This is a genomic window from Noviherbaspirillum sp. (assembly GCF_035627455.1).
Classification (GTDB): Bacteria; Pseudomonadota; Gammaproteobacteria; order Burkholderiales; family Burkholderiaceae_D; genus Noviherbaspirillum.
The window spans coordinates 1-26,151 of the sequence record NZ_DASPLS010000016.1 but is presented as its reverse complement, the minus strand read 5'-3'; the positions used below and the strand labels follow the sequence as shown (position 1 = coordinate 26,151).

Below are 26,151 nucleotides of genomic sequence, written 5' to 3'. Positions count from 1 at the left end.
GCCCAGCCCGAAAGGCTGGGCTTTTTGCTTTTCGACACAGTATAAGCACCGTGTAACGAGGGCAACAGCCACGTGTGGGAAGTGAGTTAACTGGCCACGATACGCATAAGTAGCTGGTTGTCGACGGAAATATCTTGTCTTGCTACGAGCGAAGCTGCGCAGCAGGCAAGAACTCCACCGTCCCCGTTGCGGCGCTCTTGTTGCGATGGTTCAAGGCATCGTTGTTTCAGCCAGATGGCAGCGTGCCGTGGCACCTTTGGTCGCCGAAAAATCTGTCCATCCCAGGACCCGAGGGCAAGGGTGGGGAGAGAACGCGGGAATGGAAAAATGCCGCCGCAATGCATACGGCCTGGTATGCATCGCGGCGGCATTTCGCGGTACGCCTGCTTTCTACTTCTGCCTTACTTGTCGAACGGCGTCGGGCGGACCGTCGCGTCGGAAGACGGCGGCAGGATCGGCAGCTTGAAGTTCGGCTGGTCTCCGGTCAGCGTCTTCAGGAAGGCGACCACCTTTGCGTTCTCTTCGGCAGTGAATTTCTTGCCGAGCTGGATGCGCGCCATCGTATCAACCGCTTCCGGCAGCGTATTCGCAGCGCCATCGTGGAAGTAGGGATAGGTCATTTCGACATTGCGAAGGGTAGGCACCTTGAAGTTGAAGCGATCCGCATCCTTGCCGGTCACCGCCACGCGTCCTTCAGCCGGGCTCGATGCCTTGTACGGCTCGACGACACCCATCTTCTGGAAAGAGTTGCCGCCCACTGCCGGGCCATTGTGGCAGGCCGCGCAACCGCTGTCCTTGAAGAGCTTGTAGCCGGCCAGTTCATCCTTGGTCAGCGCCTTCTTGTCACCCTTGAGCCACTTGTCGAAGCGCGAGTTGGGGGTCACCAGGGTTTCTTCGAATGCAGCAATCGCCTTGGTTACCTTGTCGATATCGACCTTTTCACTGCCGAAGACCTTCTTGAATTCGCTCACGTAGCCGGGAATCGACTGCAGCAGGTCGACCGCGAGTTCGTGCGTGAAGGCCATTTCGCCGGGGTTCGCGATCGGGCCGCCGGCCTGTGCCTTGAGGTCCTTGGCGCGACCGTCCCAGAACTGCGCAAGGTTCATGCTGGAATTGAGCACGGTCGGTGCATTGATCGGGCCCTGTTGCCAGTTGTGGCCGATCGACGTCTTCAGGTTGTCCGTGCCCCCCATCGACAGGTTGTGGCAGGAATTGCAGGAAATAAACCCGGACTTCGACAGGCGGGTATCAAAATACAGTTTCTTGCCGAGTTCAACCAGGCCTGCATCCTTGATTTTCGGAGCGGCGATCGGTTGGATCGGCTCTTTGCTCGCCGTGCTCGGGGCTGCACCGGCAGCGGCAGCAATCATGAAGAGCGACATGGCGAGTATGGTGCGTTTCATTACTTTCTCCGTGTGGGTAAAAACCGGGTCTATTGTTCCTCCCAGAAACCATTTTTAGAATAGGGACTTTTGATCCGGATCAAACTTTGCCCGAATATGATGCGGGGCATTAACATAATGAAGGCAAAGTGTCGTTTTTGATGCAGGATAAGAAATCGCAGATGCAAATACAGGAAAAGCCTGGTGCGAATTCCGCCAGCCTTGCCGGTGTTGCCACGTCTTTTATGACAACCAGTTCTGAAAAGGGCAGCAGCAGGCCCGGCGCCCGGTGTGCAATCAATGCAGACACGGACGCCGATAGTACGTGGTTTGGCAGCCTTGGCTCGGTTCTGGTTAATTTCTTTCCCAAGCCGAGTCCCAGATCCCCGCACCTGTCCCCAGGTGTCGCGTCCTGCAGCCGCACCAGTAAAAAAGCCCATGACCGCAAGGTCATGGGCTTTTCGTTGCGCTGAAATTCTTCTTAGGTTTCGCCCTTGAGCCCTTTCCAGCGCGGCGTCATCGCGTGTGGAATAGCGAACAGGTCGAGGACCCGGCCCACGGTGTGGTCGACCATATCCTCGATCGTCTTCGGCCGCTGGTAAAAGGCGGGCAGCGGCGGGAAGATGATGCCTCCCATCTCGGTGACAGCGGTCATATTGCGCAGGTGCGCGAGATTGAGCGGCGTTTCCCTGGCCAACAGCACCAGGCGCCGCCGTTCCTTTAGAACAACGTCAGCAGCACGCGCGATCAGGTTGTCCGACAAGCCATGTGCGATCGCCGCCAGCGTCTTCATCGAACAAGGCGCCACGACCATGCCGTCGGACTGGAACGAGCCGCTGGCAATCGCGGCACCGATATCACGCACGTTGTAGACGACATGCGCGAGCGCTTCCACTTCCTTGCGGCCGAGATCGAGTTCCTGGTGCAGGCTGAGCACGCCGGCGTCGGACACCAAAAGATGCGCTTCGATGTCTTGCGTGTCGCGCAGCACCTGCAGCAGGCGTACGCCGTACACGGCGCCGGTGGCGCCGGTTATCGCGACGATCAGTCGTTGGCCGGGCATGCGGTGATGAAGCACCCTTGCAGGCGCCGCGGCATCAGGATTTCAGCAGGGTCTGGAGTTCGCCCGACTCGTACATCTCGGTCATGATGTCGGAGCCGCCAATGAACTCGCCCTTGACAAAGAGTTGCGGAATGGTCGGCCAGTTGGAATATTCCTTGATGCCCTGGCGCACTTCCGCATCTTCCAGAACGTTTACGGTGACGATGTTCTCGATGCCGCAGGCATTCAGGATCTGCACGGCACGGCCGGAAAAGCCGCATTGCGGAAACTGCGCGGTACCCTTCATGAACAGCACCACCGGGTGGCTGGTAACGGTTTCCTTGATCCAGGATTGTACATCGCTCATGGTTGACCTCTATAGATGGAAATATCCACCATTATATGAAAAAGGGTGGAGGGCTGCCGTCAAGTCCTGACAAGCAGCAAGGGAAAGATTACGGGAGCCCCGAAAACCTGCCGTAATACCGAACGGAAACCTGAGGGTTCCCGTTCGGCGCGGCAAAACAGGCTTACGCCTTCAGCTTCGCGAACGCGGCCGCCATCGCACTGTTCATCGTCGGCTGCGCGCGCTGCTGATGCTGCGACAGGCGGCGTGCGTCATTGCGGTCGCCGCGCTGCTCGGGGCGCGCTCCGGCAGGTGCGGGCGCGTCGTTCAGGCGCATCGTCAATGCGATCCGTCGACGTTTTTCATCGACTTCCAGCACCTTCACCTTCACCACCTGGCCCGCCTTGACGACGGTATGCGGGTCACGCACGAAGGTGTTCGACAGCGCCGAGATATGCACGAGGCCATCCTGGTGCACGCCGATGTCGACGAAGGCGCCGAAGGCTGCCACGTTGGTGACCACGCCTTCGAGAATCATGTCCGGACGCAGGTCCTTGATGTCTTCCACGCCTTCCTTGAAGGTGGCAGTGGTGAACTCGGGGCGAGGATCGCGGCCCGGTTTTTCGAGTTCCTTCAGGATGTCGGTGACAGTCGGCACGCCGAATTTCTCGTCCGCGTACTTTGCGGGATTGATGGATTTCAGCACTTTGCTGTCGCCGATCACGCCTTTCACATCCTTCTTGATGTCGGCCAGGATCTTCTCGACCACCGGGTAGGATTCCGGGTGCACCGCGGATGCGTCGAGCGGATTGTCGCCGTTCATGATGCGCAGGAAGCCGGCCGCCTGCTCGAAGGTCTTCTCGCCCAGGCGCGGTACCGCCAGCAACGCCGCGCGGGAGTTGAACATCCCCTTCATGTCGCGGTAATTGACGATGCTCTGCGCCACGCTTGCGTTCAGGCCGGACACGCGCGCCAGCAGCGGCGCGGATGCGGTATTGACGTCCACGCCGACTGCATTCACGCAGTCTTCCACCACTGCATCGAGCGAGCGCGCCAGCTGCGACTGGCTGACATCATGCTGGTACTGTCCGACGCCGATCGATTTCGGATCAATCTTGACCAGTTCGGCCAGCGGATCCTGCAGTCGGCGCGCGATCGAGACCGCACCGCGCAGCGATACGTCGAGCTCCGGCAGTTCGCGCGATGCGTATTCGGATGCGGAGTACACCGACGCACCTGCTTCCGACACGACGATCTTGGTGAGCTTGAGCTCGGGATGCTGCTTGATCAGGTCCTGCGCCAGCTTGTCGGTTTCGCGCGAGGCCGTGCCGTTGCCGATCGAGATCAGCGCCACATTGTGCTTGCGCGCCAGCTGGGCCAGGGTGTGGAGCGAGCCCTCCCAGTCGTTGCGCGGCTGGTGCGGGTAAATGGTGGTGGTGTCGACCACCTTGCCGGTTGCATCGACCACGGCGACCTTCACGCCGGTGCGCAGCCCCGGGTCCAGGCCCATCGTCGCGCGCGGGCCGGCGGGCGCAGCCAGCAGCAGGTCCTTCAGATTGCGCGCAAACACGTTGATTGCTTCGATTTCCGCGCGTTCGCGCAGGCTGGTCATCAGCTCGGTTTCCAGGTGCATGAACACCTTCACCCGCCACGCCCAGCGCACCGTGTCGGCCAGCCACTTGTCGGCCGGGCGGCCCTGACTGGAGACGCCGAAGCGCGCGGCGATACGGGACTCGCAGGGATTGAGCGGCGCGTCCCATTTCGGCTTCTCTTCCTCGCTGTCCAGGCGCAGCGACACGTTGAGGATTTCCTCCCGGCGGCCGCGGAACAGCGCGAGCGCGCGGTGCGACGGGATGGTGGAAATCGTTTCCGAGTAGTCGAAATAGTCGGCGAACTTCGCCCCGGCGTCTTCCTTGCCTTCGATGACCTTGGATTCGACCACGCCGTGTTCGGTCAGGTATTCGCGCAGCGTCTGCAGCAGCGTCGCGTCTTCCGCAAAGCGCTCCATCAGGATCTGGCGCGCGCCGTCGAGCGCCGCCTTCGCGTCCGGCACGCCCGGGTTGTCGCCATTGTCCGTGGTGAAGGCCGGCTTGAGGTATTTCGCCGCTTCTTCTTCCGGATTCAGCGCTGGATTGCCGAGCAGCGCATCCGCCAGTTCGGTCAAGCCGGCTTCTGCGGCGATCTGTGCCTTGGTGCGGCGCTTCGGCTTGTACGGCAGATAGAGGTCTTCCAGGCGGGTCTTGTCTTCCGCATGGGTGATCGCATCGAGCAGTTCCGGCGTCATCTTTCCCTGCTCCTGGATCGACGCGATGATCGCGGCGCGGCGGTCTTCAAGTTCGCGCAGGTAGCGCAACCTTTCCTCCAGCAGGCGCAGCTGCGTGTCGTCCAGGCCGCCCGTGGCTTCCTTGCGGTAGCGCGCGATGAAGGGAACGGTCGCGCCTTCGTCGAGCAGGGCGATGGCGGCAGCGACTTGCACCGGCTTGGCGGCGAGTTCAAGGGCTAGACGTTGTTCGATGGATGGAAGCATGGGTAATCAGAGTGTTGAAAACAAGCGGGTGATGATACGCAATCTGTATGAATCTGCCAGTCTTGACAGTGCGAAAAACGCTGGACGCGGCGCTATTTCCGCCCCCCGGTGGCGCGCTCGATACCCGCGAGGTCCTTCCAGCTTTGCACATCGTGGAAGCCTTGCCGGACAAGCAATTCCCGCACAGCATCCGCCTGGTCGTAGCCATGCTCCATCAGCAGCCAGCCGCCAGCCTCGAGATGTCGCGCCGCGCCGGCGACGATAGTGCGGATCGCGTTGAGGCCATCGGCATGGTCGGTCAGCGCATCCGCAGGCTCGAAGCGCAGGTCGCCTTGCGACAGATGCGGGTCGCCGGCGACGATATACGGAGGGTTGGACACGATGAGATCGAATCTCTCTTCACCGAGTGCGGCGTACCAGTCGCTGTGCAGGAAGCGCACAGCGACCGCATGGCGCAGCGCGTTGCGGCGCGCCACCGCAAGCGCCGCCTCGCTCGCATCGAGCGCGGTCACCGTCGCCTCGCGACGGGCGTTTCCGATCGCAATGGCGATCGCGCCGGATCCCGTGCCCATGTCGAGCACGCTACCTCCGTGCGGCAGGAGGTCGAGCGCGAGCTCGACCAGCAGTTCGGTTTCCGGCCGGGGAATCAGCACGTCCGGCGTCGTCTGCAGCAACAGGCCGAAGAATTCGCGCTCGCCAAGGATATAAGCTACCGGCTCGCCCGCGATGCGGCGCCGGAACAGGGATTGGATATGCTCGATCTCGCCGGACGCAAGCACCCGTTCGGACTGCGTGACGAGCTGCGCACGCGAGAGCTGCAGCGCATGCGACAGCAGGATGCGCGCTTCCAGCGCATCGAGCGGCGGGTGTCGGAGCAGCGAGCCAATAGTCGCGCCCGGGGGGATTGCAAACGCTTGCCCGTCCGGCGCCGGCATTGTCATTGCCCGCGGCGCAGCGCCGCCCAGACCAGTACCAGTGCCAGCCCTGAGAACCAGATCAGCGACCACTGCGGATTCGACAGCCCCAGGATGGGCGGATATTCGGCAGAGCAAAAGCCGTCCGCCTTGAACACGAATGGCAGCAGTTCGGCGGTCGGATACCGGTTCAGGGCGGTCTCGAGCGGATCGACGCCGCAGGACACGGTGGGATGCGCCTTCACCCATACATGCCACCCCGCCACGCCGGCGCCGCCCAGCGCAACCAGCACGCCGAGCAGGCTGCCGAAGCGCGTTGCCGCGCGCGGCAATGCGGCAAAGAGAAAGCAGACCAGGGCCAGGATCACGAATGCATACCGCTGGATGACGCACAGCGGGCACGGCATCTGCCCCTTCACATGCTGCAGGAACAGCGCAAAGCCGACCAGCCCGAGGGCGATGACACCGACAGCGACCAACACCGGTTTGGATGTTTTCATGATTGCGTGTTGTTAGTGGGTAATGCCGTAAGAGTAATGCCGGCCCCAAAAGTTCTTGAAAGGCAAGATTTGCGGGCCGGACCGTACATTATGCCTCGTCGCCCAGCGCCGCCAGCAGTTCCGCCTGGTGCTCCGCCAGCAGCGCATTGGTCAGCTCCTCGAGGTCGCCGTCCATGATCGCATCCAGCTTGTACAGCGTGAGGTTGATCCGGTGGTCGGTCATCCGCCCCTGCGGGAAGTTGTAGGTGCGGATGCGTTCGCTGCGGTCGCCCGAGCCGATCAGGGACTTGCGCGTCGCCGCCTCCTTCGCCTGCTGCTCGCGCAGTTGCATGTCCTTGATGCGCGCGGCAAGTACCTTCAGCGCCGACGCCTTGTTCTTGTGCTGACTGCGGTCGTCCTGGCATTCGACTACGATGCCTGTCGGGATATGCGTGATGCGCACCGCCGAGTCGGTCTTGTTGATGTGCTGGCCGCCGGCGCCGGAGGCGCGAAAGGTGTCGATCCGGATATCGGCCGGATTGATGTCGACGTCCTCGACTTCATCCGCTTCCGGCATCACCGCCACCGTGCAGGCCGAGGTATGGATCCGGCCCTGGGTCTCGGTCGCCGGCACCCGCTGCACGCGGTGCCCCCCGGATTCGAACTTGAGCCGCGAGTACGCGCCGAAGCCGACAATGCGCGCAATGACTTCCTTGTAGCCGCCGATCTCCGAGGGCGACTCCGACACCATCTCGACCTGCCAGCGGTTGCGCTCCGCATAACGGGTGTACATGCGCAGCAGGTCGCCGGCGAACAGCGCCGCCTCGTCGCCGCCGGTGCCGGCACGGATTTCAAGATAGATATTGCGCTCGTCGTTGGGGTCCTTCGGCAGCAGCATCTTCTGCAAGTCGGCCTCCAGCTGCTCGATCCGCGCCTTCGCCGCGGCAATTTCCTCCTGCGCCAGTTCCTTCATGTCTGGATCCGCAAGCATCTCCTGCGCGGTCGCGATGTCATCGCCGGCCTGCTTGTATTCCCTGTACAGCGCCACCAGCGGGTCGAGCTCCGCATGCTCTCGGGTCAACTTGCGGTACTGATCCATATTGGAAGCAGCGCCTTCCTGCATCAGCAGGGAGTTCAACTCTTCCAGGCGTTCGGAAAGCTGGTCGAGCTTGGCAAGCATTGAAGGTTTCATGGAAAGTGTTCGGTGAGGATTCGTGGGCGGCGCCGCCATGGATAGAACGGCGCGACATGCGGGACCGGAAACGGCCCCGCGCGACGGCAAGCGCCGCTAGCGCTTGGTGCGGAAGAGCTGCGGCAGGAGCGCCGCCAGGCGGGCGCGCTCGTCGCCCTGCGCATTGTGCAGTGCTTGCTGCGGGCCGTGCAGGAATTTCGCGGTGAGACCCTTCGACAGCGCTTCCAGCACGGTGTCGATATCCTCGCCCTTGGCAAGCAGCTTCCGGGCGCGTTCGAGCTCGGCCAGGCGCACCTGTTCGCTGGTTTCGTGCAGGTCGCGGATCAGCGGCACCACCGCACGGCTCTCGATCCAGTGCATGAAGGATTGCACACGCGTTTCGATGATCGCCTCGGCCTGCGCCACCGCAGCCTGGCGGTTTTCGATGCCGGTCTGGACTGCGGTTCCAAGGTCGTCGACGGTATACAGGAAGACATCGTCAAGACGGCCGACTTCGGATTCAATATCGCGCGGCACCGCCAGATCGACCATGAACATCGGCTTGTGGCGGCGCGCCTTGATCGCGCGTTCGACCATCCCCAGGCCGATGATCGGCAGCGAGGAGGCGGTGCTCGACACCACGATGTCGTACTGCGCAAGCTGGTCCGGCAGGTCGGCCAGGCGGATCGCCTTGCCGTTGAACTTGTGCGCCAGCGCCTCGCCGCGTTCCATGGTGCGGTTGGCGACGGTGAGCGACTTCGGACTTTGTGCGGCAAAGTGCGTGGCGCAGAGTTCGATCATTTCACCCGCGCCGATGAACAGCACATTCTGCTCTGAGATGCGGTCGAAAATCCGCTGCGACAGCCGCACCGCGGCAGCCGCCATCGACACGCTGTGCGCGCCGATCTCGGTCGTGGTTCGCACTTCCTTCGCAACCGCGAAGGTGCGCTGGAACATCTGGTGCAGGTAGGTGCCCAGTCCGCCCGCAGCTTCCGCGCGACGTACCGCATCCTTCATCTGTCCGAGGATCTGCGCTTCGCCCAGCACCATCGAGTCCAGTCCGGAGGCGACGCGGAACGCATGGCGCACCGCGTTATCCTGCGGCAGCGTGTACAGGTAGGGGCGCAGTTCGGAATAGGGCAGCTTGTGATATTCGGCCAGGAAGCGCGCGGTGGTATCGATCGCCGCATCGACGCCGCCTGGAATGGCGCTGGCGGCGTACAGTTCGGTACGGTTGCAGGTGGAAAGAATGGCGGCTTCGTCGGACGACCCGGAGGCGGTGGCGCGGCCAAACCAGGCGCGCGCGGACGCGACTGCCTGGCCGATCGTATCAGCGGGGAAGGCCACCTTTTCCCGCAGGGAGACCGGCGCGGTGGTGTGGTTGAGACCGACGGCGAGAAGCTGCATTCGGATTAAGCTTTACGGATATCCTGACTCAGTATTATAGCCTGTTGCGCCTTAGCACAAAGAGCCGGAGTGGTTGTTGGCGGAAAGGCAACTCCTGCTTTGCATTGCAATTTGCGCAGCAGGACGGAATCAGCGGAGCTGCTCCAGCTGATATCCGAAGCTATAGACCGGTGTCAGGCGAAAACCGTTCTCCGCACGCAGGCCAAGTTTGCTGCGTACGCGGGAAACATGCGTGTCCATCGTGCGGGACGGGAACTCGGATTCGTTCGGCCATACCGATTCGCGGATGTAGGCGCGCGAAAGCGGGCGGCCGAGATGCCGGAAGAACAGCAAGGCGAGCTCGAATTCCTTGCGCGTGAGATCCATGGTTTTGCCGGACTTGCTGACGCGCGCCGTCCCGATGTCGAACCTGTAAGGCCCGACATGGAGTCCTGCATCGGCAGGCGGCGCGGGCAGGAAACGTCTTTGCAGTGCGCGTACCCGGGTCGCCAGTTCGCCGCGCCGCACGGGCTTGACAACACAGTCGCTCGCACCGGCGATCATGCCGGCCACGATATCGTCCTCCTCGGCACGCGCAGCGACCAGCAGCACAGGCGCCGCGGCAGCGGTGCAGGCCTCGACCAGCTGCGCGAGCTGCCCGTCGGTCGACGCGCAATCCAGCACCACCAGGTCGGCCTCGCCGTGTTGGAGCTGGTGCAGCAGCGCCTCCCGGTTTCGCGCGAGCTCGCAGCGATAGCCGGCCGCAGCCAGCGCACCGCGTATCGCGGCTGCTTGGTCCTTGTCGTTGTCCAGGATGGCAATTCGCATGCGCGCGATATTACCCTGTTTGGCGCAGGTCAACCGCAAATGAAAAAGGCCTGACTGAAGTCAGGCCTGGTGTGGCATGAGGCTGGCGCCGCGCTAGTTGATATATTCTTTCGTCTCGTAGGAGGGGCAGCCTTCCTGCCCCCACTTGCCGTTGCAGACCTGCCACTTGCAGCGTTCCCGACTGAGGAAGGAACTCAGCTCCAGGCACTGGCCATAGCGGGTCTGTGGTGCGACGGTGTTGGCGGCAAGGGTCATGCCCTCCGTTGAGGGCGCCGCGGTCTGCACTGGCTGCGCCGGTTTTGCCTGCGCCTTTGCGACCGTTTCAGCCGGCTTTCTCTTGGTCGCCTGCGCGCTGGCTTTGCTTGCCGGTACATCGCGGCGCGGCTGCGCGGCCTTCTGCGGCTTCGAGCCGGCGGATGTTGTCTGTTTTCGAGGTGTCGCCGGGGGCGCGGTGCCAGCATCTACGCCGGCTTCGGGTGCCTTGGTCTGGGCATTGGTCGCGAGGCTGCCCACGGTCAGTTCCTGCCCAGGCGGCGCTGTCACCTTTGCGGAAGAGGTGTTGTCATCGCCGCCGCGCCAGAGACCGGTGATGCCAAGTGCCAGGATTGCAGCGACCGTGCTGCCTGCGAGCCAATGACGCCAACCAGGAGTGCGCTTCGGAGTGGCGGCAATCTGTTCGTTTTCCAGGGAGTTGCAAGAGGAAGGGGGCGGAACCCAGTGTGCCGGCAGGGTTTGCGGGATAAGCGCGATTGCCGTCGTGCTCTCGCGTTGCGCGTCCCGCCGATCGGCTGCGGGTCCGTCATGGAGAACGGGAACCGGAAGGTGCCGTTCCTGCCGGGCGCTATCCGCATCACCCGAAGTCAACGTCCCGGTTGCCGTTGCGCTTCCGGAATTTGCCGACTTCGCTTGACTGTCTTGCCGGTGCCGCCTTGCCTTCCTTCCGGATTGGCCCGACGCGGGCAAAACCTGTTTGCCGCAACGGGTGCACTTGGCCGCCGCGTTCTGGCGTGGCGCGCGGCAATATTGACAATCCATCTTGTATTCCCGTTCGATACTTTTGACGTGGTCATGGTATGACGTGTCGTCGGGAACTAAGTTCCTCGGGGAAATAGGCAAGAATGGAGATGCGTGAGATGCGGAAATGAAAAGGGCTTAGCCGAAGCTAAGCCCTTGATTTTTTTCTTGGTGGCCCGGGGCGGAATCGAACCACCGACACAAGGATTTTCAATCCTCTGCTCTACCAACTGAGCTACCAGGCCAAGGCGGGCAAGTATAGCAAAGTTATTGGAATATGCAAGCGTTTCTGTAATCGCAATGTACGGCAGCGGCTATAATGGCTCCAGAACCTCTTGCGAATTGTCTCTGTCAGGGACCTGTTTCATGCAATTTCAAAGCAATATTTGCGTAATCGGCAACGGTGCGGTCGGCAAGGCCGCCGCGCTTGGCTTTGCCCAGGCGGGCTTGTCCGTGACCTTGCTTGTGCCGCCGGAAAGCCGGGGCGGCGAAACCTTGCTGCCAGGCGGCTGGGACGTGCGGGTGTATGCGCTGAACCATGTGGCGCATGACTTGCTGTCCTCGCTCAAGGTTTGGCAGGCGCTGGACGCGGCCCGGGTGGCGCCGGTCGATGCGATGGATGTGAAGGGCGACGGCGAGCAGGCCGGCAAGTTGTGCTTCGATGCCTATGGTGCGCGGACCGGTGCGCTGGCGTGGATCGTGGAAGACAGCAACCTGAGCGCGGCACTGGATGCGGCACTCAAGTTTGCGCCCAACCTGCGCATCGTCACCGGTCGCGCCACCGGAATGCATGCCGATCTGCAGGGCGCGGGCGTCAGCCTCGATAACGGTGACTCGATCGCGGCGCCCCTGATCGTCGGCGCGGACGGGGCACAGTCCTGGGTCCGCGGGCAATGCGACATTGGTATCGATTACCGCTCGTACGGACAGCAGGCGGTGGTGACCAACTTCGAGTGCGAAAAGCCGCACCACGGCACCGCCTGCCAGTGGTTTACGTCGACAGAGGGCATTGTGGCGCTGCTGCCACTGCCGGGCCAGCGCCTGTCCCTCGTATGGTCGGCGCCGGAAGCCTTGGCGCAGACATTGATGAGCGAATCGCCGGCGCAGCTTGCTGAACGACTGGCGGCATTGTCGGCCCCGCAATTCGGACAACTGCGACCGGTGCAGCCGGAGCTGGTCAAGGCGTTTCCGTTGCGCCTGATGCGTCCGCACTCGATCGTCGCGCCGCGTGTTGCACTGGTCGGCGACGCCGCACATGTGGTGCATCCGCTGGCGGGACACGGTATGAATCTAGGGTTTGCCGACGTTGCCGCGCTGGTGAAGGCGGTGGTCGAGCGCGAGACGCACCGTGACTGCGGCGACGAGCGCGTGCTCGGCAGGTATGCGCGCATGCGCAAGGAAGATATCCTTCTGATGCAACTCGCCACTGATGGCCTGGAGCGGCTTTTTTCGGCGGATTTCGAACCACTTCGTATCGTCCGCAACCTTGGATTGAACCTCGTCAATAAATTGCCTGTCATAAAACGGGCGCTGATTTCCCAGGCTATGGGAAAGCGGCAATAACAGGCTGGATAAACAGACACCATGACCAAACTCACCATATTTGCCGCGGCTGCGGCATTCTCGCTCGCCGCCGGCGCCGCATTTGCACAGACTTCGCAGGAAGCCGCTATCAAGAAGGCGATCGAGCCGCGGCTCGGAAACGGCGTCAAGATCGACTCGGTGACCAAAACACCATACGGCGGCCTGTACGAAGTCAGGGTCGGCGGCGATATTCTCTATACCGATGCGAAGGCGGAGTATCTGTTCGTCGGCCGCATCATCGATACCAAGACCATGCAGGACCAGACCAAGGCGCGCTTGGACGAAATCAACAAGATCAAGTTCGCCGACCTGCCGTTCGACTCGGCGCTGAAGATGGTCAAGGGCAACGGCAAGCGCGTGATCGCGGTATTCGAGGACCCGAACTGCGGCTACTGCAAACGCTTCCGCCAGACGCTCAACGAGATGGACAACGTCACCGTCTACACCTTCATGTACAACATCCTGTCCGAGGATTCCAGTATCAAGTCGCGCAACATCTGGTGCTCCACCGACCGTGTGAAGGCATGGGATGATTGGATGTTGAAGGGCAAGGAAGCGGCAGCCGCGCCGGCCAACTGCACCGCGCCCAACGACAAGATCTTCGAGCTCGGGCAGCGTCTCAAGATTACCGGCACGCCGACCATTTTCTTTACCGACGGCACCCGCATTCCCGGCGCCGTGGATATGAAGACGCTCGAATCCAAACTCGCATCCATCAAGCAATAACCGGACGCTTGGTAACAAAATGGCGCGCACCCGAAAGGGGCGCGCCATTTTTTGCGCCCGATGCGTGCGCCGGCCGCGCACTATAATCGTTGGATATATCACAACGGAGGCGCCCATGTTCAACGCAATACTGCTCAACAAGAACGACGACGGCACAACCGATGCGCGCTTGACGCAGCTCGACGACGCTCAGCTTCCCGACGGTGAAGTGACGGTGCGCGTCGACTACTCGACCATCAATTTCAAGGATGGCCTGGCAATCACCGGCAAGTCACCCGTGGTGCGCAAGTGGCCGATGGTGCCGGGCATTGACGGCGCCGGGGAAGTGATCGCATCCTCTCATCCGGAGTGGAAAGCCGGTGATCGCTTTATATTGAATGGCTGGGGCGTGGGCGAAGTGCACATGGGTTGTCTCGCCCAGCGCGCCAGGCTGAAAGGCGACTGGCTGATTCCGCTGCCGGACGGGATGCCGGCCAGGAGCGCAATGGCGATCGGCACCGCAGGCTATACGGCGATGCTGTGCGCGATGGCGTTGGAAGAGCAAGGCGCGACCAGGGACGGCGCCGAGATCCTTGTCACCGGTGCTTCCGGCGGTGTCGGCAGCATCGCCACGGCGATCCTGTCCGCATGGGGCTGCCGCGTTGTCGCCTCCACCGGCAAGCTTGCCGAAGCGGACTACCTAAAGGCGCTGGGAGCGGCCGAGGTGATCGACCGCGCCGAGTTGGCCGCGCCCGGCAAACCCATGCAGAAGGAACGCTGGGCAGGTGTCGTGGACTCAGTGGGTTCGCATACCCTCGCCAATGCGCTGGCACAGACGCGTTACGGCGGAGTGGTCGCGGCTTGCGGCCTGGCGCAGGGCATGGACTTGCCGACGTCGGTCGCGCCCTTCATCCTGCGCGGCGTGCGGCTGATCGGCGTCGACAGCGTGATGGCGCCGAAGGCGCGCAGACTGGCAGCATGGCAGAGACTGGCGCATGATCTTGACCCGGCCAAGCTGGAGAGGATCACGCAGGAAATCGCGCTGGGCGAGGTGGTGGCGAAGGCGCCGCTTATCCTCGAGGGCAAGGTGCGCGGCAGGCTGGTCGTCAACGTCAACGCCTGATGAATGCGGCTCGCGCGGCGCCGCCGGTACGCGCCGCATGCGGGCTTTGGCGCCAATTGCGGATACACTATGCGCCTGTCCGCCACTGTGCTTACTCGTCTCGCGCGCATGAACAATCACTTTCTCAACAGGCGGCTCGCCTACCGCATTGGCGTCGCCGGCACGCTCCCCTTCCTGATCCTGATGCTCGCCTGCTGGTTGGTGCAGATCGACTCTCTGGCCTATTTCCTGCGCGGGCAGCTCGCCTATGGCATCGCGATCCTGTCCTTCCTGGGCGGCGTGCACTGGAGTGCCGCGCTGCTGTCGGGCGAGTTGTCCGAGGAACAAACGCGCAAGGCCTTTGTCTGGAGCGTATTGCCGCCGGTGATCGCCTGGTCGGCGACGCTGATGGGCGGATTCGGCTTCGCGATGCTGATGGCCGGCTTCATCGGCGCCTATCAGGTCGACAAGCGCCTGTTCGCCTGGTACCGCATGCCGTCCTGGTTCCTGCAACTGCGGCTGCGGTTGACCTGTGCGGTGGTCGCAGCATTGGCATTGTCCGTCATCGCGGCCAACGTCCGAGGATAAAATTCGAATGAAAAACCCTGTTCAGTACACGATCGTCCCGAAAGACCCCGTCGCCCACCTTTTTGAAGTCACGCTCGCGGTGCCGGCACCTGACCCCGAGGGCCAGGTCTTCACGCTGCCGGCCTGGATTCCGGGCAGCTACATGATCCGGGAGTTTGCGCGCAACATCGTGCGAATCCGCGCGGAGTCCGCGGGCAGTGCTGTGCCGCTGAAGAAACTCGACAAGCACACCTGGCAGGCGGCGCCCTGTGGAAAAAATCTGGTGCTCCGTTACGAAGTCTATGCATGGGACCTGTCCGTGCGCGCCGCGCATCTCGACCAGACGCACGGATTTTTCAACGGCACCAGTGTGTTCCTCGCCGTGCAGGGGCAGGAGGACTTGCCGCATGTGGTCGATATCCGCCGTCCCGATGGCGATCAGTTCAAGGCCTGGCGCGTGGCGACGGCCTTGCCCGAGCTGAAGGCGAAGCGCTATGGCTTCGGTACGTATATCGCTTCCGATTACGACGAGCTGATCGATTCGCCGGTCGAGATGGGCATGTTCGAGCTCGCGACCTTCAAGGCGCATGGCGTGCCGCACGATGTCGTGATCACCGGCCGCGTGCCAAACCTCGACATGCCTCGGCTGGTGGCTGATCTGAAGAAGGTATGTGAAGCGCAGATCGCTTTGTTCGAGCCGAAGTCGAAACGCGCACCGATGGGGCGGTATGTATTCATGACGCTCGCGGTAGGCGACGGCTATGGCGGTCTTGAGCATCGCGCATCCACTGCGCTGATCTGCTCGCGCAATGACCTGCCGGTCAAGGGACAGAAGGAGATGAGCGACGGGTATCGCACCTATCTCGGCCTGTGCAGCCACGAATACTTCCACACCTGGAATGTCAAACGCATCAAACCCGACGTTTTCGCGCCCTACGACCTGCGCAGCGAAGGGTACACGACATTGCTGTGGCTGTTCGAGGGCTTCACCAGCTACTACGACGACCTGATGCTGGCGCGCAGCGGCCTGATTGACGAGGCCGCTTATTTCAAGCTGGTCGCCAAGACCATCAACGGAGTGTTGCGCGGCAGCGGGCGGACCAAGCAAAGTGTCGCCGAATCCAGTTTCGACGCGTGGACCAAGTACTACCGCCAGGACGAGAACTCGCCGAACGCGATCGTCAGCTACTACGCCAAGGGATCACTGGTCGGGCTGGCGCTTGACCTGACCATACGCGCGGAAACCAGGGGCAGGAAGTCCCTGGACGACGTGATGCGCATGCTATGGCAACGTTACGGCCGGGAGTTCTACGCCGGTGCGGGCAAAGGCGTGGCGGAAGCGGAGGTCGAAGCCCTGTTTGATGAAGTCACGGGGCTCAAGCTCAAGCGTTTCTTCGAGCGTTACGTGCGCGGCACGGAAGACCTGCCGCTTGCGAAGCTGCTGGCACCCTTCGGGGTGGAGTGGGAGGACAAGCGCAAGAATGCGAAGCCGGGGCTCGGCGTAAGGACCGCGAAGGAAGGCAATGACTGCAAGATTGCGAACGTGTACGAAGGCGGACCGGCGCACCTTGCAGGTGTGTCAGCCGGGGATATCCTGGTTGCGGTGAACGGCCTGCGCGTGACAGCCGCGAATCTTGATGGCTTGCTGTCCCGTTACCGGGTCGGCGACGAACTTGTCCTGCACGTATTCCGTCGCGACGAACTGATGGCGTTCAGCGCGGCGCTTGCAGCTGACGACCTACCGCAAGTCACTCTGACGCCGCAGGCGAAACCAGCCGCGGCGGCGCGCCTGCGCAACGCATTGCTCGAACCGCAGGCGGTGTAATCAGCCGCCGAACAGGCGGCCTAGTTCCGCGCCCGGGTCTGGCGCCCGCATGAACGCCTCGCCGACGAGGAAGGCGTGCACGTCGTTGTCGCGCATCAGCTTCACATCCTCCGGCTTCAGGATGCCGGACTCGGTGACAACGAGCTTATCCGGCGGGATGCGTGGCAGCAGGCCGATGGTCGTCTGCAATGCGGTGTCGAAGGTACGCAGATTCCGATTGTTGATACCCAGCATCGCAGTCTTCAGCTTCAGCGCGGCATCCAGTTCGTCGCCGTCGTGCACTTCGACCAGCACACCCATGCCGAGCTCATGCGCGCAGGCTTCCAGTTCCGCCATCAGGCCCTGGTCGAGCGCCGCGACGATCAGCAGGATGCAGTCCGCTCCCCACGCGCGCGCTTCGTAAACCTGGTAGTGATCGATCATGAAGTCCTTGCGCAGCACCGGGAGCTTGCAGGCGGCGCGCGCCTGCTGCAGGTAGTCCGGCGATCCCTGGAAGAACTGCACGTCGGTCAGCACCGACAGACAGGCAGCGCCGTGCTTCGCATAGCTTTCCGCGATCGCGGCAGGCTGGAAATCGGGGCGCAGCACGCCTTTTGAGGGCGACGCCTTCTTCACTTCGGCGATCACGCCCGGGTCGCCGGCGGCGATCTTCGCCCGCAATCCGGCTTCAAAGCCGCGCAGTGCTCGGCGCGCATCGCTATCGCTTTCGACGTCACGGCGCAGGCTTGCGAGGTCGCGGTATTTTTTCGCCGCGGCCACTTCCTCGGCCTTGACGTCGAGGATCTTGTTCAGGATATCGGACATATCGGTCAGCTCGCAGCGCCCAGCTGCTGGGTCGCTTTCACAAATTGATCCAGCTTGGCACGGGCGGCGCCGGAAGCCAGCATCTCGCGCGCCTTCGCCAGGCCCTCCCCCACGGAGGAGACGGCACCGCCGGCGTAGAGCGCGGTACCGGCATTCAGGACGACGATGTCGCGCACCGGCCCCGGCTTGTTGTCGAGTGCTTCGTAGATCTTTGCTTTCGACTCTTCCGCGCCGGTGACTTTCAGGTTGCGGCTTGCCACCATCTGCAGCCCGAAATCTTCAGGATGGATTTCGTATTCCCGGATCTCGCCGTCGACCAGTTCACCCACCATGGTCGCCGCCCCGAGCGACACTTCATCCATGTTGTCGCGGCCCCAGACCACCATCGCGTGCCTGGCACCGAGCCGCTGCAGCACCCGCACCTGGATGCCGACCAGGTCGGGGTGGAACACGCCCATCAGGATATTGGGCGCGCCGGCCGGATTGGTCAGCGGGCCGAGGATGTTGAAGATGGTGCGCACGCCGAGTTCCTTGCGCACCGGTGCCGCATGCTTCATTGCGGCATGATGGTTCGGCGCGAACATGAAGCCGATGCCGGTCTGCTCGATCGATTGCGCCACCTGTTCCGGCTTCAGGTTGATGTTCGCGCCGAGCGCTTCCAGCACGTCCGCGCTGCCGGAGGAAGACGACACGCTGCGCCCGCCATGCTTGGCCACGCGCACGCCGGCCGCGGCCACGACGAACATCGATGCCGTCGAGATATTGAAAGTATGTGCGCCGTCGCCGCCGGTGCCGACGATGTCAAGCAGGTTGCTGGTGTCGGCCAGCGGCACCTTGGTTGCGAATTCGCGCATCACCTGCGCCGCCGCGGTGATCTCGCCGATGGTTTCCTTCTTCACGCGCAGCCCCATCGTCAGCGCCGCGACCATCACCGGCGACATCTCGCCTCCCATGATCTTGCGGAACAGCGACAGCATTTCATCGTGGAAGATTTCCCGGTGTTCGATGCAGCGTAGCAGTGCTTCTTGCGGCGTGATCGGCATGGCGTCTCCGTAATCAGGTAGTCAGGAAGTTCTTCAGCAATGCATGACCGTGCTCGGACAGAATGGATTCAGGGTGGAACTGAACGCCTTCCACCTTGAACTCCTTGTGGCGCACGCCCATGATCTCGCCGTCTTCCGTCCACGCAGTCACTTCCAGGCATGCCGGCAGCGTTTCGCGTTCGATTGCCAGCGAGTGATAGCGGATGATGGTGTAGGGGCTGGGCAGGTCCTTGAATACACCGGTCCCGGTGTGCGTGATCACGGAAGTCTTGCCGTGCATGACCTGCTTGGCGCGGATCACCTTGCCGCCGAACGCGGCACCGATGCTTTGGTGGCCGAGGCACACGCCAAGGATCGGAATCTTGCCGGCAAATTCCTGCAGCAACGGCACCGATACGCCCGCTTCGTGCGGCGTGCACGGCCCGGGCGAGATGCAGATGCGGTCCGGCTTCAGCGCCGCGATCTGCTCCAGCGTGATTTCATCGTTGCGGAAGGTCCGCACATCTTCACCGAGCTCGCCGAAATACTGCACCAGGTTATAGGTGAAGGAGTCGTAGTTATCAATCATCAGCAACATGTCAGAACTCCCCATCCAGTCCGTCTTGCACTTGCTCCGCGGCCCGTAATACCGCGCGGGCTTTATTTTCGGTTTCCTGCCATTCCATCTCCGGCACGGAATCGGCGACAACGCCCGCCGCAGCCTGCACATACAGCATGCCGTCCCTGATCACACCGGTGCGGATTGCGATTGCGAGGTCCATCTCGCCGCCGAACGACAGGTAGCCGCAGGCGCCGCCGTAGATGCCGCGCTTGACCGGTTCGAGTTCGTCGATGATTTCCATCGCCCGCACTTTCGGCGCACCGGAAAGGGTGCCGGCGGGGAAGGTCGCCTTCAGTACGTCGAGATTGGACAGCTCGGGCTTGAGCGTGCCTTCGACATTCGACACGATGTGCTGCACATGTGAATATTTTTCGATCACCAGCTTGTCGGTGACCTTCACGCTGCCGGTCTCGGCGATGCGGCCGATATCGTTGCGGGCGAGATCGATCAGCATCACGTGTTCCGCGATTTCCTTGGGGTCGGCCAGCAATTCCGTCGCCAGCTGTGCGTCCTTCTCCGGTGTTGCGCCGCGCGGCCGGGTGCCGGCGAGCGGGCGGATAGTGACCTTGCGCTTGCCTTCGCTGGTTTGCTCGTTGCGCACCAGGATTTCCGGCGAAGCGCCGACGATCTGCATGTCGCCGAAGTTGTAGAAATACATGTACGGCGACGGGTTGAGCGAACGCAGCGCGCGGTACAGGGATAGCGGCGCGTCGACATATGGCTTCTTGAGGCGCTGGCCGACCTGCACCTGCATCAGGTCGCCCGCCATGATGTATTCCTTCGCCAGGTCGACCGCCTTCAGATAATCCGCCTTGTCGAATTCGCGGATGGTATCGGTACGCACCGACGCCGAGGTCACCGGCACGTCCACTGCGCGGCGCAGCATTGCGCGAAGATCCTTCAGCCGCTGGCGCGCCCTTGAATAGGCTTCGGGCTGCGTCGGGTCGGCATACACAATCAGGTAAAGCTTGCCCGACAGGTTGTCGATGACTGCCAGTTCTTCCGTCACCAGCAACTGGATCTCGGGCAGGCCGAGATCATCCTTGGGCGCCTTGTGGGCCAACCGTTTTTCTATATGGCGCACCGTGTCGTAGCCGAAGTAGCCGGCAAGGCCGCCGCAAAAGCGCGGCATGCCGGGACGTACCGCCGCCTTGAAACGGGCCTGGAATTGGGTGATGAATTCGAGAGGATTGCCTTCGTGCGTTTCGACGATGTCGCCGTTCTTCACGACTTCGGTCCGCGTGCCGTAGCTGCGCATGAGCGTGGATGCCGGCAAGCCGATAAACGAGTAGCGGCCGAAACGTTCGCCGCCGACGACGGATTCGAGCAGGAAGGTATTTCTGCCCGTGTTCTGCGTCTGCGCCAGTTTCAGATAGAGCGTGAGCGGAGTTTCGAGGTCTGCGAATGCTTCGGCAATCAGCGGAATGCGGTTGTAGCCTTGCGCGGCCAGCGATTTGAATTCGAGTTCGGTCATGTGTCTCTCCGGGCGCTATTGTAGAACGAGACGCCAATAGCGGGGGGATTGTCAAAAAACGTTGCCGACCATACAGGCGGTCAGCGGCAATGGGTCATGCAGCCCAGGATTGCCAGCGTCGCCACAGCCAGGCCTCATAGCGGCCCACTGCAGTCACGTCACGTTTTTTGGCGAGAAACATGTCGATGGATTATGTGGAAACAAGATGCGCTGCTTCAAGCAGCGTTGAAACTATACCATCGGAATCGACGTCGTGTATAGATTCCCCATGATTGTAGCCGTAAGGGACGTTGAGCACCCGGCATCCGGCCGCCCGCGCCGCCTGCGCATCATTCGAGGAATCCCCGATCGCAACCACCTGGTGCGGCAGCAGGCCGAAGTCCTCGCACACCTTCAGCAGCGGATAGGGGTCGGGTTTCTTGCGCGGCAGGGAGTCGCCGCCGTAGACGGTTTCGAAGTAGGTGCGCAGCCCGGTTTTCTCCAGCAGCGGCAGTGCGAACGCTATGGGCTTGTTGGTCACGCACGCCAGACGCAGCCGTTTGGACCGCAGCGCGTCCAATCCCTCGCGCACGCCCGGATAGACGCTGGAATAGTCGCCGTTGATCGCGGTGTAATGCGCCATGTAGGACGCGAGCGCCGCCTGGAAATGACGCTCCACGTCGGCTGGGCCGTAATCGACGCCGAGCACCCGCCGCATCAGGTTTTCCGTGCCCTTGCCGACGAAGTGCGTGATGGTGTCGATAGCCAGCGGCGCAAGTCCGAGGTCAGCGCGCATGCGATTGATCGCGACGTGGAAATCGGGTGCGGTATGCACCATCGTGCCGTCGAGATCGACAATCGCTGCCTGGATGTCAGTCAGCAGCGAGCATTCCGGTGCGTTCATGCCTGCGCCAGCTGGCCGCGCATCGCATCGATAACCGCCTTGTAATCCGGCTTGCCGAAGATCGCCGACCCGGCCACGAAAGTGTCGGCGCCGGCACGTGCCGCCTCTGCGATATTCTCGATCTTGATGCCGCCATCGACCTCCAGCATGATGTCGCGGCCGGAGGCATCGATGCGCTGGCGCACCGCTGCGATCTTCTTCAGTGCTTCGGGGATGAACGACTGGCCGCCGAATCCCGGGTTGACCGACATGATGAGGATGATGTCGAGCTTGTCCATCACATGATCGAGGTAATGCAGCGGCGTTGCCGGATTGAACACCAGTCCGGCCTTGCAGCCATTGTCGCGGATGAGCTGCAGTGAACGGTCGATATGCTCCGACGCTTCGGGATGGAAGGTAATGATGTTGGCGCCGGCCTTGGCAAAGTCCGGAATGATGCGGTCGACCGGCTTGACCATCAGGTGTACATCGATCGGGACCTGTACATGCGGGCGGATCGCTTCGCAAACCAGTGGGCCGATGGTCAGATTCGGGACATAATGGTTGTCCATTACATCGAAATGGATAATATCGGCGCCGGCGGCCACGACATTGCGGACTTCCTCACCCAGGCGGGCAAAATCGGCGGACAGGATGCTGGGAGCGATGCGGTAGATAGGCATGACAGGCAATAATGAAAAGGAAGCGCTATTTTACCCGTTCGGTGCACTGCTCAACTATTGCAATTTTGCAAATTTTCATGTGCAGTCGCCGAGTCGCCCCAATGCTGTGACAAGAACCACAAGGAAACCCGATGGCTGCCTATGAATTCAGCGTGTCAGTAAAGACGCAGTACCTGGCCGAACAGTCGGAGCCAGAGCGCGGAAATTATGTGTTCGCGTACACGATCACGATCAGGAACACCGGACAGGTTGCCGCGCAGTTGATATCACGCCACTGGGTTATCGTCGATGCGAACAACCGCGTGGAAGAAGTCCGCGGCCTCGGTGTGGTCGGCCATCAGCCGTTGCTGCAGCCGGGCGAGCAGTTCGAATACACCAGCGGTACGGCGCTGGCGACACCGCAGGGATCGATGAAAGGTTCATATTTCTGCGTGGCCGAGGACGGTGAGCAATTTGTGGCGCCGATTCCGGAATTCATCTTGTCATTGCCACGGACCTTGCATTGAATTAAGGTTTCGCATCGTCTTTCGGCAACGGTTTTGCTTGCGGCGGCGTCTTCGGCTTCTTGTTCGATGGCATGGTCCACCATACGATAAACACCAGCAGGAAAAGTGCAACACCGGCCTCAAGCATTAACAGCCACATAATCTTCATCCTTCATGTCAGTCCTACGCTCAAGTCTACTCGCATCCGCAATTGCCGTATCCGTCGCCGCCTGTACAACCGTTCCACCGGACCAGCCGCCAAAGCCCCAGGTGAGCATACCTCCGGCAAAACCGGAGGCGCCGAAAGAGTTATTGCGGGCGACGACATTCGGCGCGATCCCCGGCTGGGAGAAAGACAGCCTGCGCGAAGCCTGGCCCGCCTTCATCGCGTCCTGCGACACGCTGATGAAGAAAGCCGACTGGAAGGAGCCGTGCACTATTGCACGCGGTGTCGAGCCCGGTAGTGACAAAGCGATACGCGGCTTCTTCGAGGCATTCTTCGTTCCGCACCAGGTATTTAATCAGGATGGCTCGGACACCGGCCTGGTTACCGGTTACTACGAGCCTCTGCTGCGCGGCGCCCGCAAGCGGGGCGGGCCTTTCCAGACGCCGCTTCATCGTGCTCCCGACGATCTGGTGACAGTTGATCTCGGGACTGTCTATCCCGAACTGAAGAGTTTGCGTCTGCGTGGCAAGCTCGTTGGAAACCGGATCGTTCCCTATCCGACTCGTGCGGAAATGAGCCATTCGAACGCGCTCGCGGGCAAGGAGCTGGTGTGGGTAGACGATCCTGTTGAAGCATTTTTCCTGCAAGTGCAGGGCTCCGGAAGAGTGCAGCTGACCGACACCAGGGAAACCATCCGGGTCGCATATGCTGATCAGAACGGGCACCCCTACAAGTCCATCGGACGCTATCTCGTGGACAAGGGGGAAATGACGCTCGACCAGGCGTCGGCGCAGAGCATCAAGGCCTGGTACCAGGCCAACCCGGCGCGTCAGCAGGAACTGCTGAATGCGAATCCCAGTTATGTTTTCTTTAAAGAGGAAAAGCTGACCGACCCTGGAAAAGGGCCTAAGGGAGCGCTTGGCGTGCCGTTGACGCCGCAGCGGTCGATTGCGGTCGATCCGCAGTTCATTCCTTTGGGTACCCCGGTTTTCCTTGCAACGACGCAGCCGGGAAGGGATACGCCATTGCAGCGGCTGGTGATGGCTCAGGACACGGGCGGCGCCATCCGGAATCCGGTGAGGGCAGATTTTTTCTGGGGCTTTGGTGCGGACGCCGGTGACAAGGCCGGGAAGATGAAGCAGCGCGGGCAGATGTGGGTGCTCCTGCCGAGGCCCGGCGCCGCTTCGACCGCCGCACGATAAACGCGGCCAGGACTGTCAGGGGCTAAACGCTTCCCGACGGTTTGTGTGTAGTGCTCCGTTGGATAGCCCGCGCAAGATTCGCATCCATGGTGTCGATATGGAGCGAGAGCCACTGCGGCATCAATTCTCGTGCCACGCGCCGCCCTTCGTCGAACTCGCCTGCCATCACGTGAGCGTGTACATGATGCAGCGCGCCCAGTACCCTCGCATGTTCCGCCTGATGAGTGTGCATATCAACGAGGCCGGCGTCTTCCATCCATTGCTCCTCCTCCCGGAAGGCGAGCTCGACCTTTGCGACGAGAGCTTCATAGTGGGCGGGGAATTCACGGTCGTTGCTGGACGCTGTTTCGTCTAAAGCCGCAAGCAGCTCGTCGTGCAGCTGATTGAGGGCGGGAACGCCACAGCGTGTTTCGTACTGCCCTGCCGGGCGAGGGGCTGCGGTGCTTTGGTCTGGCGTCGTCCGTGTGTCCGCCGCGACGGGGAACCCGTTGGCTTCGCACTGTTCGCTCACAGCGTCACGCCTGGCGCCAGACGTGGCCGGATTCCATTGCTTCATTGAATGCCTTTCGTCGTTCTGTGGCGGGGTGTTGAGCGGGGAGGCAACCGGTGTACCTGGCCGCCGATTTGATGTTGCGGCTTTTCATCCTACGTCTTCGGCTTGTCCCAAGCTTGAGGTTTCTCAAACCGCGGGAACCTGTGGGCCGTACCGGGGGAGGGAGGGTAAGGCTGCCGTCTAGGGGTACAATGGCGTGGTCCCTTTTCTTCTGGAGCCCATAAATGAACTATGAAAACATCGTGGTTGAAACCCGCGAAAAGGTCGGCCTGATTCAATTGAACCGCCCGAAGGCGCTCAACGCGCTTAATGACAAGCTGATGGATGAACTCGGGGCAGCATTATTGGCGTTCGATTCTGACGACAACATCGGCTGCGTTGTTATTACCGGCAGCGAGAAGGCCTTCGCTGCAGGAGCGGATATTGGCGCGATGGCCAGCTATACCTACATGGATGTTTTCAAAGGCGAGTACATCACGCGCAACTGGGAGCAGATCCGGCGCGTCCGCAAACCCGTGATCGCTGCTGTTGCAGGCTACGCATTGGGGGGAGGTTGCGAACTGGCTATGATGTGCGATTTCATTATTGCCGCCGATACCGCGAAGTTTGGGCAGCCGGAAATCAAGCTGGGCACGATTCCGGGGGCAGGCGGCACGCAGCGGCTGCCGAGGGCGGTATCCAAGGCCAAGGCTATGGACATGTGCCTGACGGGGCGCATGATGGATGCGGCGGAAGCCGAGCGGGCAGGATTGGTGTCCCGTATTGTGCCTGCCGACAAACTGCTCGATGAAGCGCTTTCAGCAGCAGCAACAATTGCCGGAATGTCCTTGCCGATCGTGATGATGGTTAAGGAATCGATTAACCGCGCTTACGAAACGACATTGAGCGAAGGCGTGCAATATGAGCGCAGGTTGTTCCACAGCACCTTTGCCACCGAGGATCAAAAAGAGGGCATGAAAGCCTTTTTGGAAAAGCGCTTGCCAAGCTTCCGAAACCTTTGATATAGTTCGCCTCCCGTCGCAAAACGGTGCAGAAAAAAGCGGTTTCCGCTCTGTAAAACGTGGCGCGCCGGGGAGGTAGTGATGTGGTTTTGCGGTAAAAAGCTTTTCAGATTTTTGAGTCGAAGTGGTTGACGATATCTGGAAAGCGCTCCATAATCCCATCTCTTTGCTGCTGACGAACAAAACGATTCGACGGCAGCCTTGCAAAGCTGAAAAGCTGAGCAAAAAGAAGCAGTTAAGCGAACAAGTTGATGTGAAATACGCTTGACGCAAACCGAAAGGTGCTTCATAATCTCGTTTCTCTGCTGCTGACGAACAAAACGATTCGCGGCGAAGCGTTCAAAAGAATGCTTAGCAGAAAGGTTCTTTAACAAGTAACAGCCGATAAGTGTGGGCGCTTGGTGG

28 protein-coding genes and 1 tRNA gene are annotated in these 26,151 nt (G+C 61.5%); 8 read left to right on the top strand and 21 right to left on the bottom strand.

The window, feature by feature from the left end:
* Positions 1 to 401: 401 nt before the first annotated feature.
* From VEC01_RS02750 to VEC01_RS02695, 12 genes are all read right to left on the bottom strand, one after another.
* A complete protein-coding gene (locus VEC01_RS02750; RefSeq protein WP_414691410.1) occupies positions 402 to 1,382 on the bottom strand; it encodes a cytochrome-c peroxidase in 981 nt (326 codons plus the stop codon).
* A gap of 50 nt (positions 1,383 to 1,432) precedes the next feature.
* A complete protein-coding gene (locus tag VEC01_RS02745; protein WP_324898518.1) occupies positions 1,433 to 1,822 on the bottom strand; it encodes a hypothetical protein in 390 nt (129 codons plus the stop codon).
* Between the two features lie 41 nt (positions 1,823 to 1,863).
* Positions 1,864 to 2,445 (bottom strand): UbiX family flavin prenyltransferase, encoded by a 582-nt coding sequence (locus tag VEC01_RS02740; protein WP_324898516.1) that lies wholly within the window; start codon positions 2,443 to 2,445, stop codon positions 1,864 to 1,866.
* Positions 2,446 to 2,479: 34 nt separating this feature from the next.
* On the bottom strand, positions 2,480 to 2,791 hold the full coding sequence (gene grxD, locus VEC01_RS02735; RefSeq protein WP_324898514.1) for a Grx4 family monothiol glutaredoxin: 312 nt from the start codon (positions 2,789 to 2,791) through the stop codon (positions 2,480 to 2,482).
* Between the two features lie 163 nt (positions 2,792 to 2,954).
* A complete protein-coding gene (locus VEC01_RS02730) occupies positions 2,955 to 5,297 on the bottom strand; it encodes a Tex family protein (protein ID WP_324898512.1) in 2,343 nt (780 codons plus the stop codon).
* Between the two features lie 92 nt (positions 5,298 to 5,389).
* Complete coding sequence (prmC, locus tag VEC01_RS02725; RefSeq protein WP_324898510.1) at positions 5,390 to 6,232, bottom strand: peptide chain release factor N(5)-glutamine methyltransferase; 843 nt, start codon at positions 6,230 to 6,232, stop codon at positions 5,390 to 5,392.
* A 2-nt stretch (positions 6,233 to 6,234) separates the two neighbouring features.
* On the bottom strand, positions 6,235 to 6,711 hold the full coding sequence (locus tag VEC01_RS02720; protein WP_324898508.1) for a disulfide bond formation protein B: 477 nt from the start codon (positions 6,709 to 6,711) through the stop codon (positions 6,235 to 6,237).
* Between the two features lie 88 nt (positions 6,712 to 6,799).
* Positions 6,800 to 7,882 carry a peptide chain release factor 1 gene (gene prfA, locus VEC01_RS02715; protein WP_324898506.1) on the bottom strand — a complete coding sequence of 361 codons (1,083 nt, stop codon included), beginning with the start codon at positions 7,880 to 7,882 and terminating at the stop codon, positions 6,800 to 6,802.
* A gap of 96 nt (positions 7,883 to 7,978) precedes the next feature.
* Complete coding sequence (gene hemA, locus VEC01_RS02710) at positions 7,979 to 9,268, bottom strand: glutamyl-tRNA reductase (RefSeq protein WP_324898504.1); 1,290 nt, start codon at positions 9,266 to 9,268, stop codon at positions 7,979 to 7,981.
* Between the two features lie 129 nt (positions 9,269 to 9,397).
* Positions 9,398 to 10,075: a response regulator transcription factor gene (locus tag VEC01_RS02705; protein WP_324898502.1), complete on the bottom strand. Its 678-nt coding sequence runs from the start codon at positions 10,073 to 10,075 to the stop codon at positions 9,398 to 9,400.
* Positions 10,076 to 10,168: 93 nt separating this feature from the next.
* Positions 10,169 to 11,110, bottom strand: a complete 942-nt coding sequence (locus VEC01_RS02700; RefSeq protein WP_324898500.1) for a hypothetical protein — start codon at positions 11,108 to 11,110, stop codon at positions 10,169 to 10,171.
* Between the two features lie 148 nt (positions 11,111 to 11,258).
* Positions 11,259 to 11,334, bottom strand: a tRNA-Phe gene (locus VEC01_RS02695).
* Between the two features lie 121 nt (positions 11,335 to 11,455).
* Between VEC01_RS02695 and VEC01_RS02690 the strand changes: the two genes are divergently transcribed.
* From VEC01_RS02690 to VEC01_RS02670, 5 genes are all read left to right on the top strand, one after another.
* Positions 11,456 to 12,652, top strand: coding sequence for a UbiH/UbiF family hydroxylase (locus tag VEC01_RS02690; RefSeq protein ID WP_324898498.1), 1,197 nt, complete (start codon positions 11,456 to 11,458; stop codon positions 12,650 to 12,652).
* Positions 12,653 to 12,673: 21 nt separating this feature from the next.
* The gene (locus VEC01_RS02685; protein WP_324898496.1) at positions 12,674 to 13,399 is read left to right on the top strand and encodes a DsbC family protein; all 726 of its coding nucleotides are present in this window, start codon (positions 12,674 to 12,676) and stop codon (positions 13,397 to 13,399) included.
* Positions 13,400 to 13,514: 115 nt separating this feature from the next.
* A complete protein-coding gene (locus VEC01_RS02680) occupies positions 13,515 to 14,501 on the top strand; it encodes an MDR family oxidoreductase (protein WP_324898494.1) in 987 nt (328 codons plus the stop codon).
* 108 nt (positions 14,502 to 14,609) lie between these two features.
* Positions 14,610 to 15,068 carry a DUF3429 domain-containing protein gene (locus VEC01_RS02675; protein ID WP_324898492.1) on the top strand — a complete coding sequence of 153 codons (459 nt, stop codon included), beginning with the start codon at positions 14,610 to 14,612 and terminating at the stop codon, positions 15,066 to 15,068.
* Positions 15,069 to 15,075: 7 nt separating this feature from the next.
* Positions 15,076 to 16,872: a M61 family metallopeptidase gene (locus VEC01_RS02670; RefSeq protein ID WP_324898490.1), complete on the top strand. Its 1,797-nt coding sequence runs from the start codon at positions 15,076 to 15,078 to the stop codon at positions 16,870 to 16,872.
* On the opposite strand, the gene trpC is transcribed toward VEC01_RS02670, so the two are convergent.
* From trpC to rpe, 6 genes are all read right to left on the bottom strand, one after another.
* Positions 16,873 to 17,676 carry an indole-3-glycerol phosphate synthase TrpC gene (gene trpC / locus VEC01_RS02665; RefSeq protein WP_324898488.1) on the bottom strand — a complete coding sequence of 268 codons (804 nt, stop codon included), beginning with the start codon at positions 17,674 to 17,676 and terminating at the stop codon, positions 16,873 to 16,875.
* Positions 17,677 to 17,681: 5 nt separating this feature from the next.
* A complete protein-coding gene (gene trpD / locus VEC01_RS02660) occupies positions 17,682 to 18,719 on the bottom strand; it encodes an anthranilate phosphoribosyltransferase (protein WP_324898486.1) in 1,038 nt (345 codons plus the stop codon).
* A gap of 13 nt (positions 18,720 to 18,732) precedes the next feature.
* A complete protein-coding gene (locus VEC01_RS02655; RefSeq protein WP_324898484.1) occupies positions 18,733 to 19,296 on the bottom strand; it encodes an aminodeoxychorismate/anthranilate synthase component II in 564 nt (187 codons plus the stop codon).
* Between the two features lies 1 nt (position 19,297).
* Positions 19,298 to 20,794 (bottom strand): anthranilate synthase component I, encoded by a 1,497-nt coding sequence (gene trpE, locus VEC01_RS02650; RefSeq protein WP_324898482.1) that lies wholly within the window; start codon positions 20,792 to 20,794, stop codon positions 19,298 to 19,300.
* A 190-nt stretch (positions 20,795 to 20,984) separates the two neighbouring features.
* Entirely contained in the window at positions 20,985 to 21,677 is a 693-nt protein-coding gene (locus tag VEC01_RS02645; protein ID WP_324898480.1) for a phosphoglycolate phosphatase, read from the bottom strand.
* A complete protein-coding gene (gene rpe / locus VEC01_RS02640) occupies positions 21,674 to 22,339 on the bottom strand; it encodes a ribulose-phosphate 3-epimerase (RefSeq protein ID WP_324898478.1) in 666 nt (221 codons plus the stop codon). Before rpe ends, VEC01_RS02645 begins: the two co-directional genes overlap by 4 nt.
* Positions 22,340 to 22,470: 131 nt before the next feature.
* Here rpe and apaG point away from each other — a divergent pair, with 131 nt between their 5' ends.
* Complete coding sequence (gene apaG / locus VEC01_RS02635) at positions 22,471 to 22,845, top strand: Co2+/Mg2+ efflux protein ApaG (protein WP_324898476.1); 375 nt, start codon at positions 22,471 to 22,473, stop codon at positions 22,843 to 22,845.
* 1 nt (position 22,846) lies between these two features.
* Here apaG and VEC01_RS02630 read toward each other — a convergent pair whose 3' ends face one another.
* Positions 22,847 to 22,984, bottom strand: a complete 138-nt coding sequence (locus VEC01_RS02630; RefSeq protein WP_324898474.1) for a hypothetical protein — start codon at positions 22,982 to 22,984, stop codon at positions 22,847 to 22,849.
* Positions 22,985 to 22,998: 14 nt separating this feature from the next.
* Here VEC01_RS02630 and VEC01_RS02625 point away from each other — a divergent pair, with 14 nt between their 5' ends.
* Positions 22,999 to 24,192 carry a murein transglycosylase A gene (locus VEC01_RS02625; protein ID WP_324898472.1) on the top strand — a complete coding sequence of 398 codons (1,194 nt, stop codon included), beginning with the start codon at positions 22,999 to 23,001 and terminating at the stop codon, positions 24,190 to 24,192.
* 22 nt (positions 24,193 to 24,214) lie between these two features.
* Here VEC01_RS02625 and VEC01_RS02620 read toward each other — a convergent pair whose 3' ends face one another.
* The gene (locus VEC01_RS02620) at positions 24,215 to 24,748 is read right to left on the bottom strand and encodes a hypothetical protein (protein WP_324898470.1); all 534 of its coding nucleotides are present in this window, start codon (positions 24,746 to 24,748) and stop codon (positions 24,215 to 24,217) included.
* 221 nt (positions 24,749 to 24,969) lie between these two features.
* Between VEC01_RS02620 and VEC01_RS02615 the strand changes: the two genes are divergently transcribed.
* Positions 24,970 to 25,746 carry an enoyl-CoA hydratase gene (locus VEC01_RS02615; RefSeq protein ID WP_324898469.1) on the top strand — a complete coding sequence of 259 codons (777 nt, stop codon included), beginning with the start codon at positions 24,970 to 24,972 and terminating at the stop codon, positions 25,744 to 25,746.
* Here VEC01_RS02615 and VEC01_RS02610 read toward each other — a convergent pair.
* Positions 25,686 to 26,151: hypothetical protein (locus VEC01_RS02610; RefSeq protein ID WP_324898468.1), on the bottom strand; the 466-nt coding region annotated here is incomplete at its 5' end. The genes VEC01_RS02615 and VEC01_RS02610 overlap by 61 nt on opposite strands.

Bases quoted from the DNA above. Each gene is read 5' to 3' on its own strand.
- trpD (WP_324898486.1), bottom strand. From the start codon at position 18,719: ATGCCGATCACGCCGCAAGAAGCACTGCTACGCTGCATCGAACACCGG.
- VEC01_RS02675 (WP_324898492.1), top strand. From the start codon at position 14,610: ATGAACAATCACTTTCTCAACAGGCGGCTCGCCTACCGCATTGGCGTC.
- VEC01_RS02690 (WP_324898498.1), top strand. From the start codon at position 11,456: ATGCAATTTCAAAGCAATATTTGCGTAATCGGCAACGGTGCGGTCGGC.
- VEC01_RS02705 (WP_324898502.1), bottom strand. From the start codon at position 10,075: ATGCGAATTGCCATCCTGGACAACGACAAGGACCAAGCAGCCGCGATA.
- hemA (WP_324898504.1), bottom strand. From the start codon at position 9,268: ATGCAGCTTCTCGCCGTCGGTCTCAACCACACCACCGCGCCGGTCTCC.
- VEC01_RS02685 (WP_324898496.1), top strand. From the start codon at position 12,674: ATGACCAAACTCACCATATTTGCCGCGGCTGCGGCATTCTCGCTCGCC.
- rpe (WP_324898478.1), bottom strand. From the start codon at position 22,339: ATGCCTATCTACCGCATCGCTCCCAGCATCCTGTCCGCCGATTTTGCC.
- VEC01_RS02625 (WP_324898472.1), top strand. From the start codon at position 22,999: ATGTCAGTCCTACGCTCAAGTCTACTCGCATCCGCAATTGCCGTATCC.
- VEC01_RS02645 (WP_324898480.1), bottom strand. From the start codon at position 21,677: ATGAACGCACCGGAATGCTCGCTGCTGACTGACATCCAGGCAGCGATT.
- VEC01_RS02700 (WP_324898500.1), bottom strand. From the start codon at position 11,110: ATGGATTGTCAATATTGCCGCGCGCCACGCCAGAACGCGGCGGCCAAG.
- VEC01_RS02615 (WP_324898469.1), top strand. From the start codon at position 24,970: ATGAACTATGAAAACATCGTGGTTGAAACCCGCGAAAAGGTCGGCCTG.
- VEC01_RS02730 (WP_324898512.1), bottom strand. From the start codon at position 5,297: ATGCTTCCATCCATCGAACAACGTCTAGCCCTTGAACTCGCCGCCAAG.
- VEC01_RS02750 (WP_414691410.1), bottom strand. From the start codon at position 1,382: ATGTCGCTCTTCATGATTGCTGCCGCTGCCGGTGCAGCCCCGAGCACG.
- VEC01_RS02670 (WP_324898490.1), top strand. From the start codon at position 15,076: ATGAAAAACCCTGTTCAGTACACGATCGTCCCGAAAGACCCCGTCGCC.
- trpE (WP_324898482.1), bottom strand. From the start codon at position 20,794: ATGACCGAACTCGAATTCAAATCGCTGGCCGCGCAAGGCTACAACCGC.
- trpC (WP_324898488.1), bottom strand. From the start codon at position 17,676: ATGTCCGATATCCTGAACAAGATCCTCGACGTCAAGGCCGAGGAAGTG.
- prmC (WP_324898510.1), bottom strand. From the start codon at position 6,232: ATGCCGGCGCCGGACGGGCAAGCGTTTGCAATCCCCCCGGGCGCGACT.
- prfA (WP_324898506.1), bottom strand. From the start codon at position 7,882: ATGAAACCTTCAATGCTTGCCAAGCTCGACCAGCTTTCCGAACGCCTG.
- VEC01_RS02620 (WP_324898470.1), bottom strand. From the start codon at position 24,748: ATGAAGCAATGGAATCCGGCCACGTCTGGCGCCAGGCGTGACGCTGTG.
- VEC01_RS02740 (WP_324898516.1), bottom strand. From the start codon at position 2,445: ATGCCCGGCCAACGACTGATCGTCGCGATAACCGGCGCCACCGGCGCC.
- apaG (WP_324898476.1), top strand. From the start codon at position 22,471: ATGGCTGCCTATGAATTCAGCGTGTCAGTAAAGACGCAGTACCTGGCC.
- VEC01_RS02630 (WP_324898474.1), bottom strand. From the start codon at position 22,984: ATGTGGCTGTTAATGCTTGAGGCCGGTGTTGCACTTTTCCTGCTGGTG.
- grxD (WP_324898514.1), bottom strand. From the start codon at position 2,791: ATGAGCGATGTACAATCCTGGATCAAGGAAACCGTTACCAGCCACCCG.
- VEC01_RS02745 (WP_324898518.1), bottom strand. From the start codon at position 1,822: ATGGGCTTTTTTACTGGTGCGGCTGCAGGACGCGACACCTGGGGACAG.
- VEC01_RS02680 (WP_324898494.1), top strand. From the start codon at position 13,515: ATGTTCAACGCAATACTGCTCAACAAGAACGACGACGGCACAACCGAT.
- VEC01_RS02720 (WP_324898508.1), bottom strand. From the start codon at position 6,711: ATGAAAACATCCAAACCGGTGTTGGTCGCTGTCGGTGTCATCGCCCTC.
- VEC01_RS02655 (WP_324898484.1), bottom strand. From the start codon at position 19,296: ATGTTGCTGATGATTGATAACTACGACTCCTTCACCTATAACCTGGTG.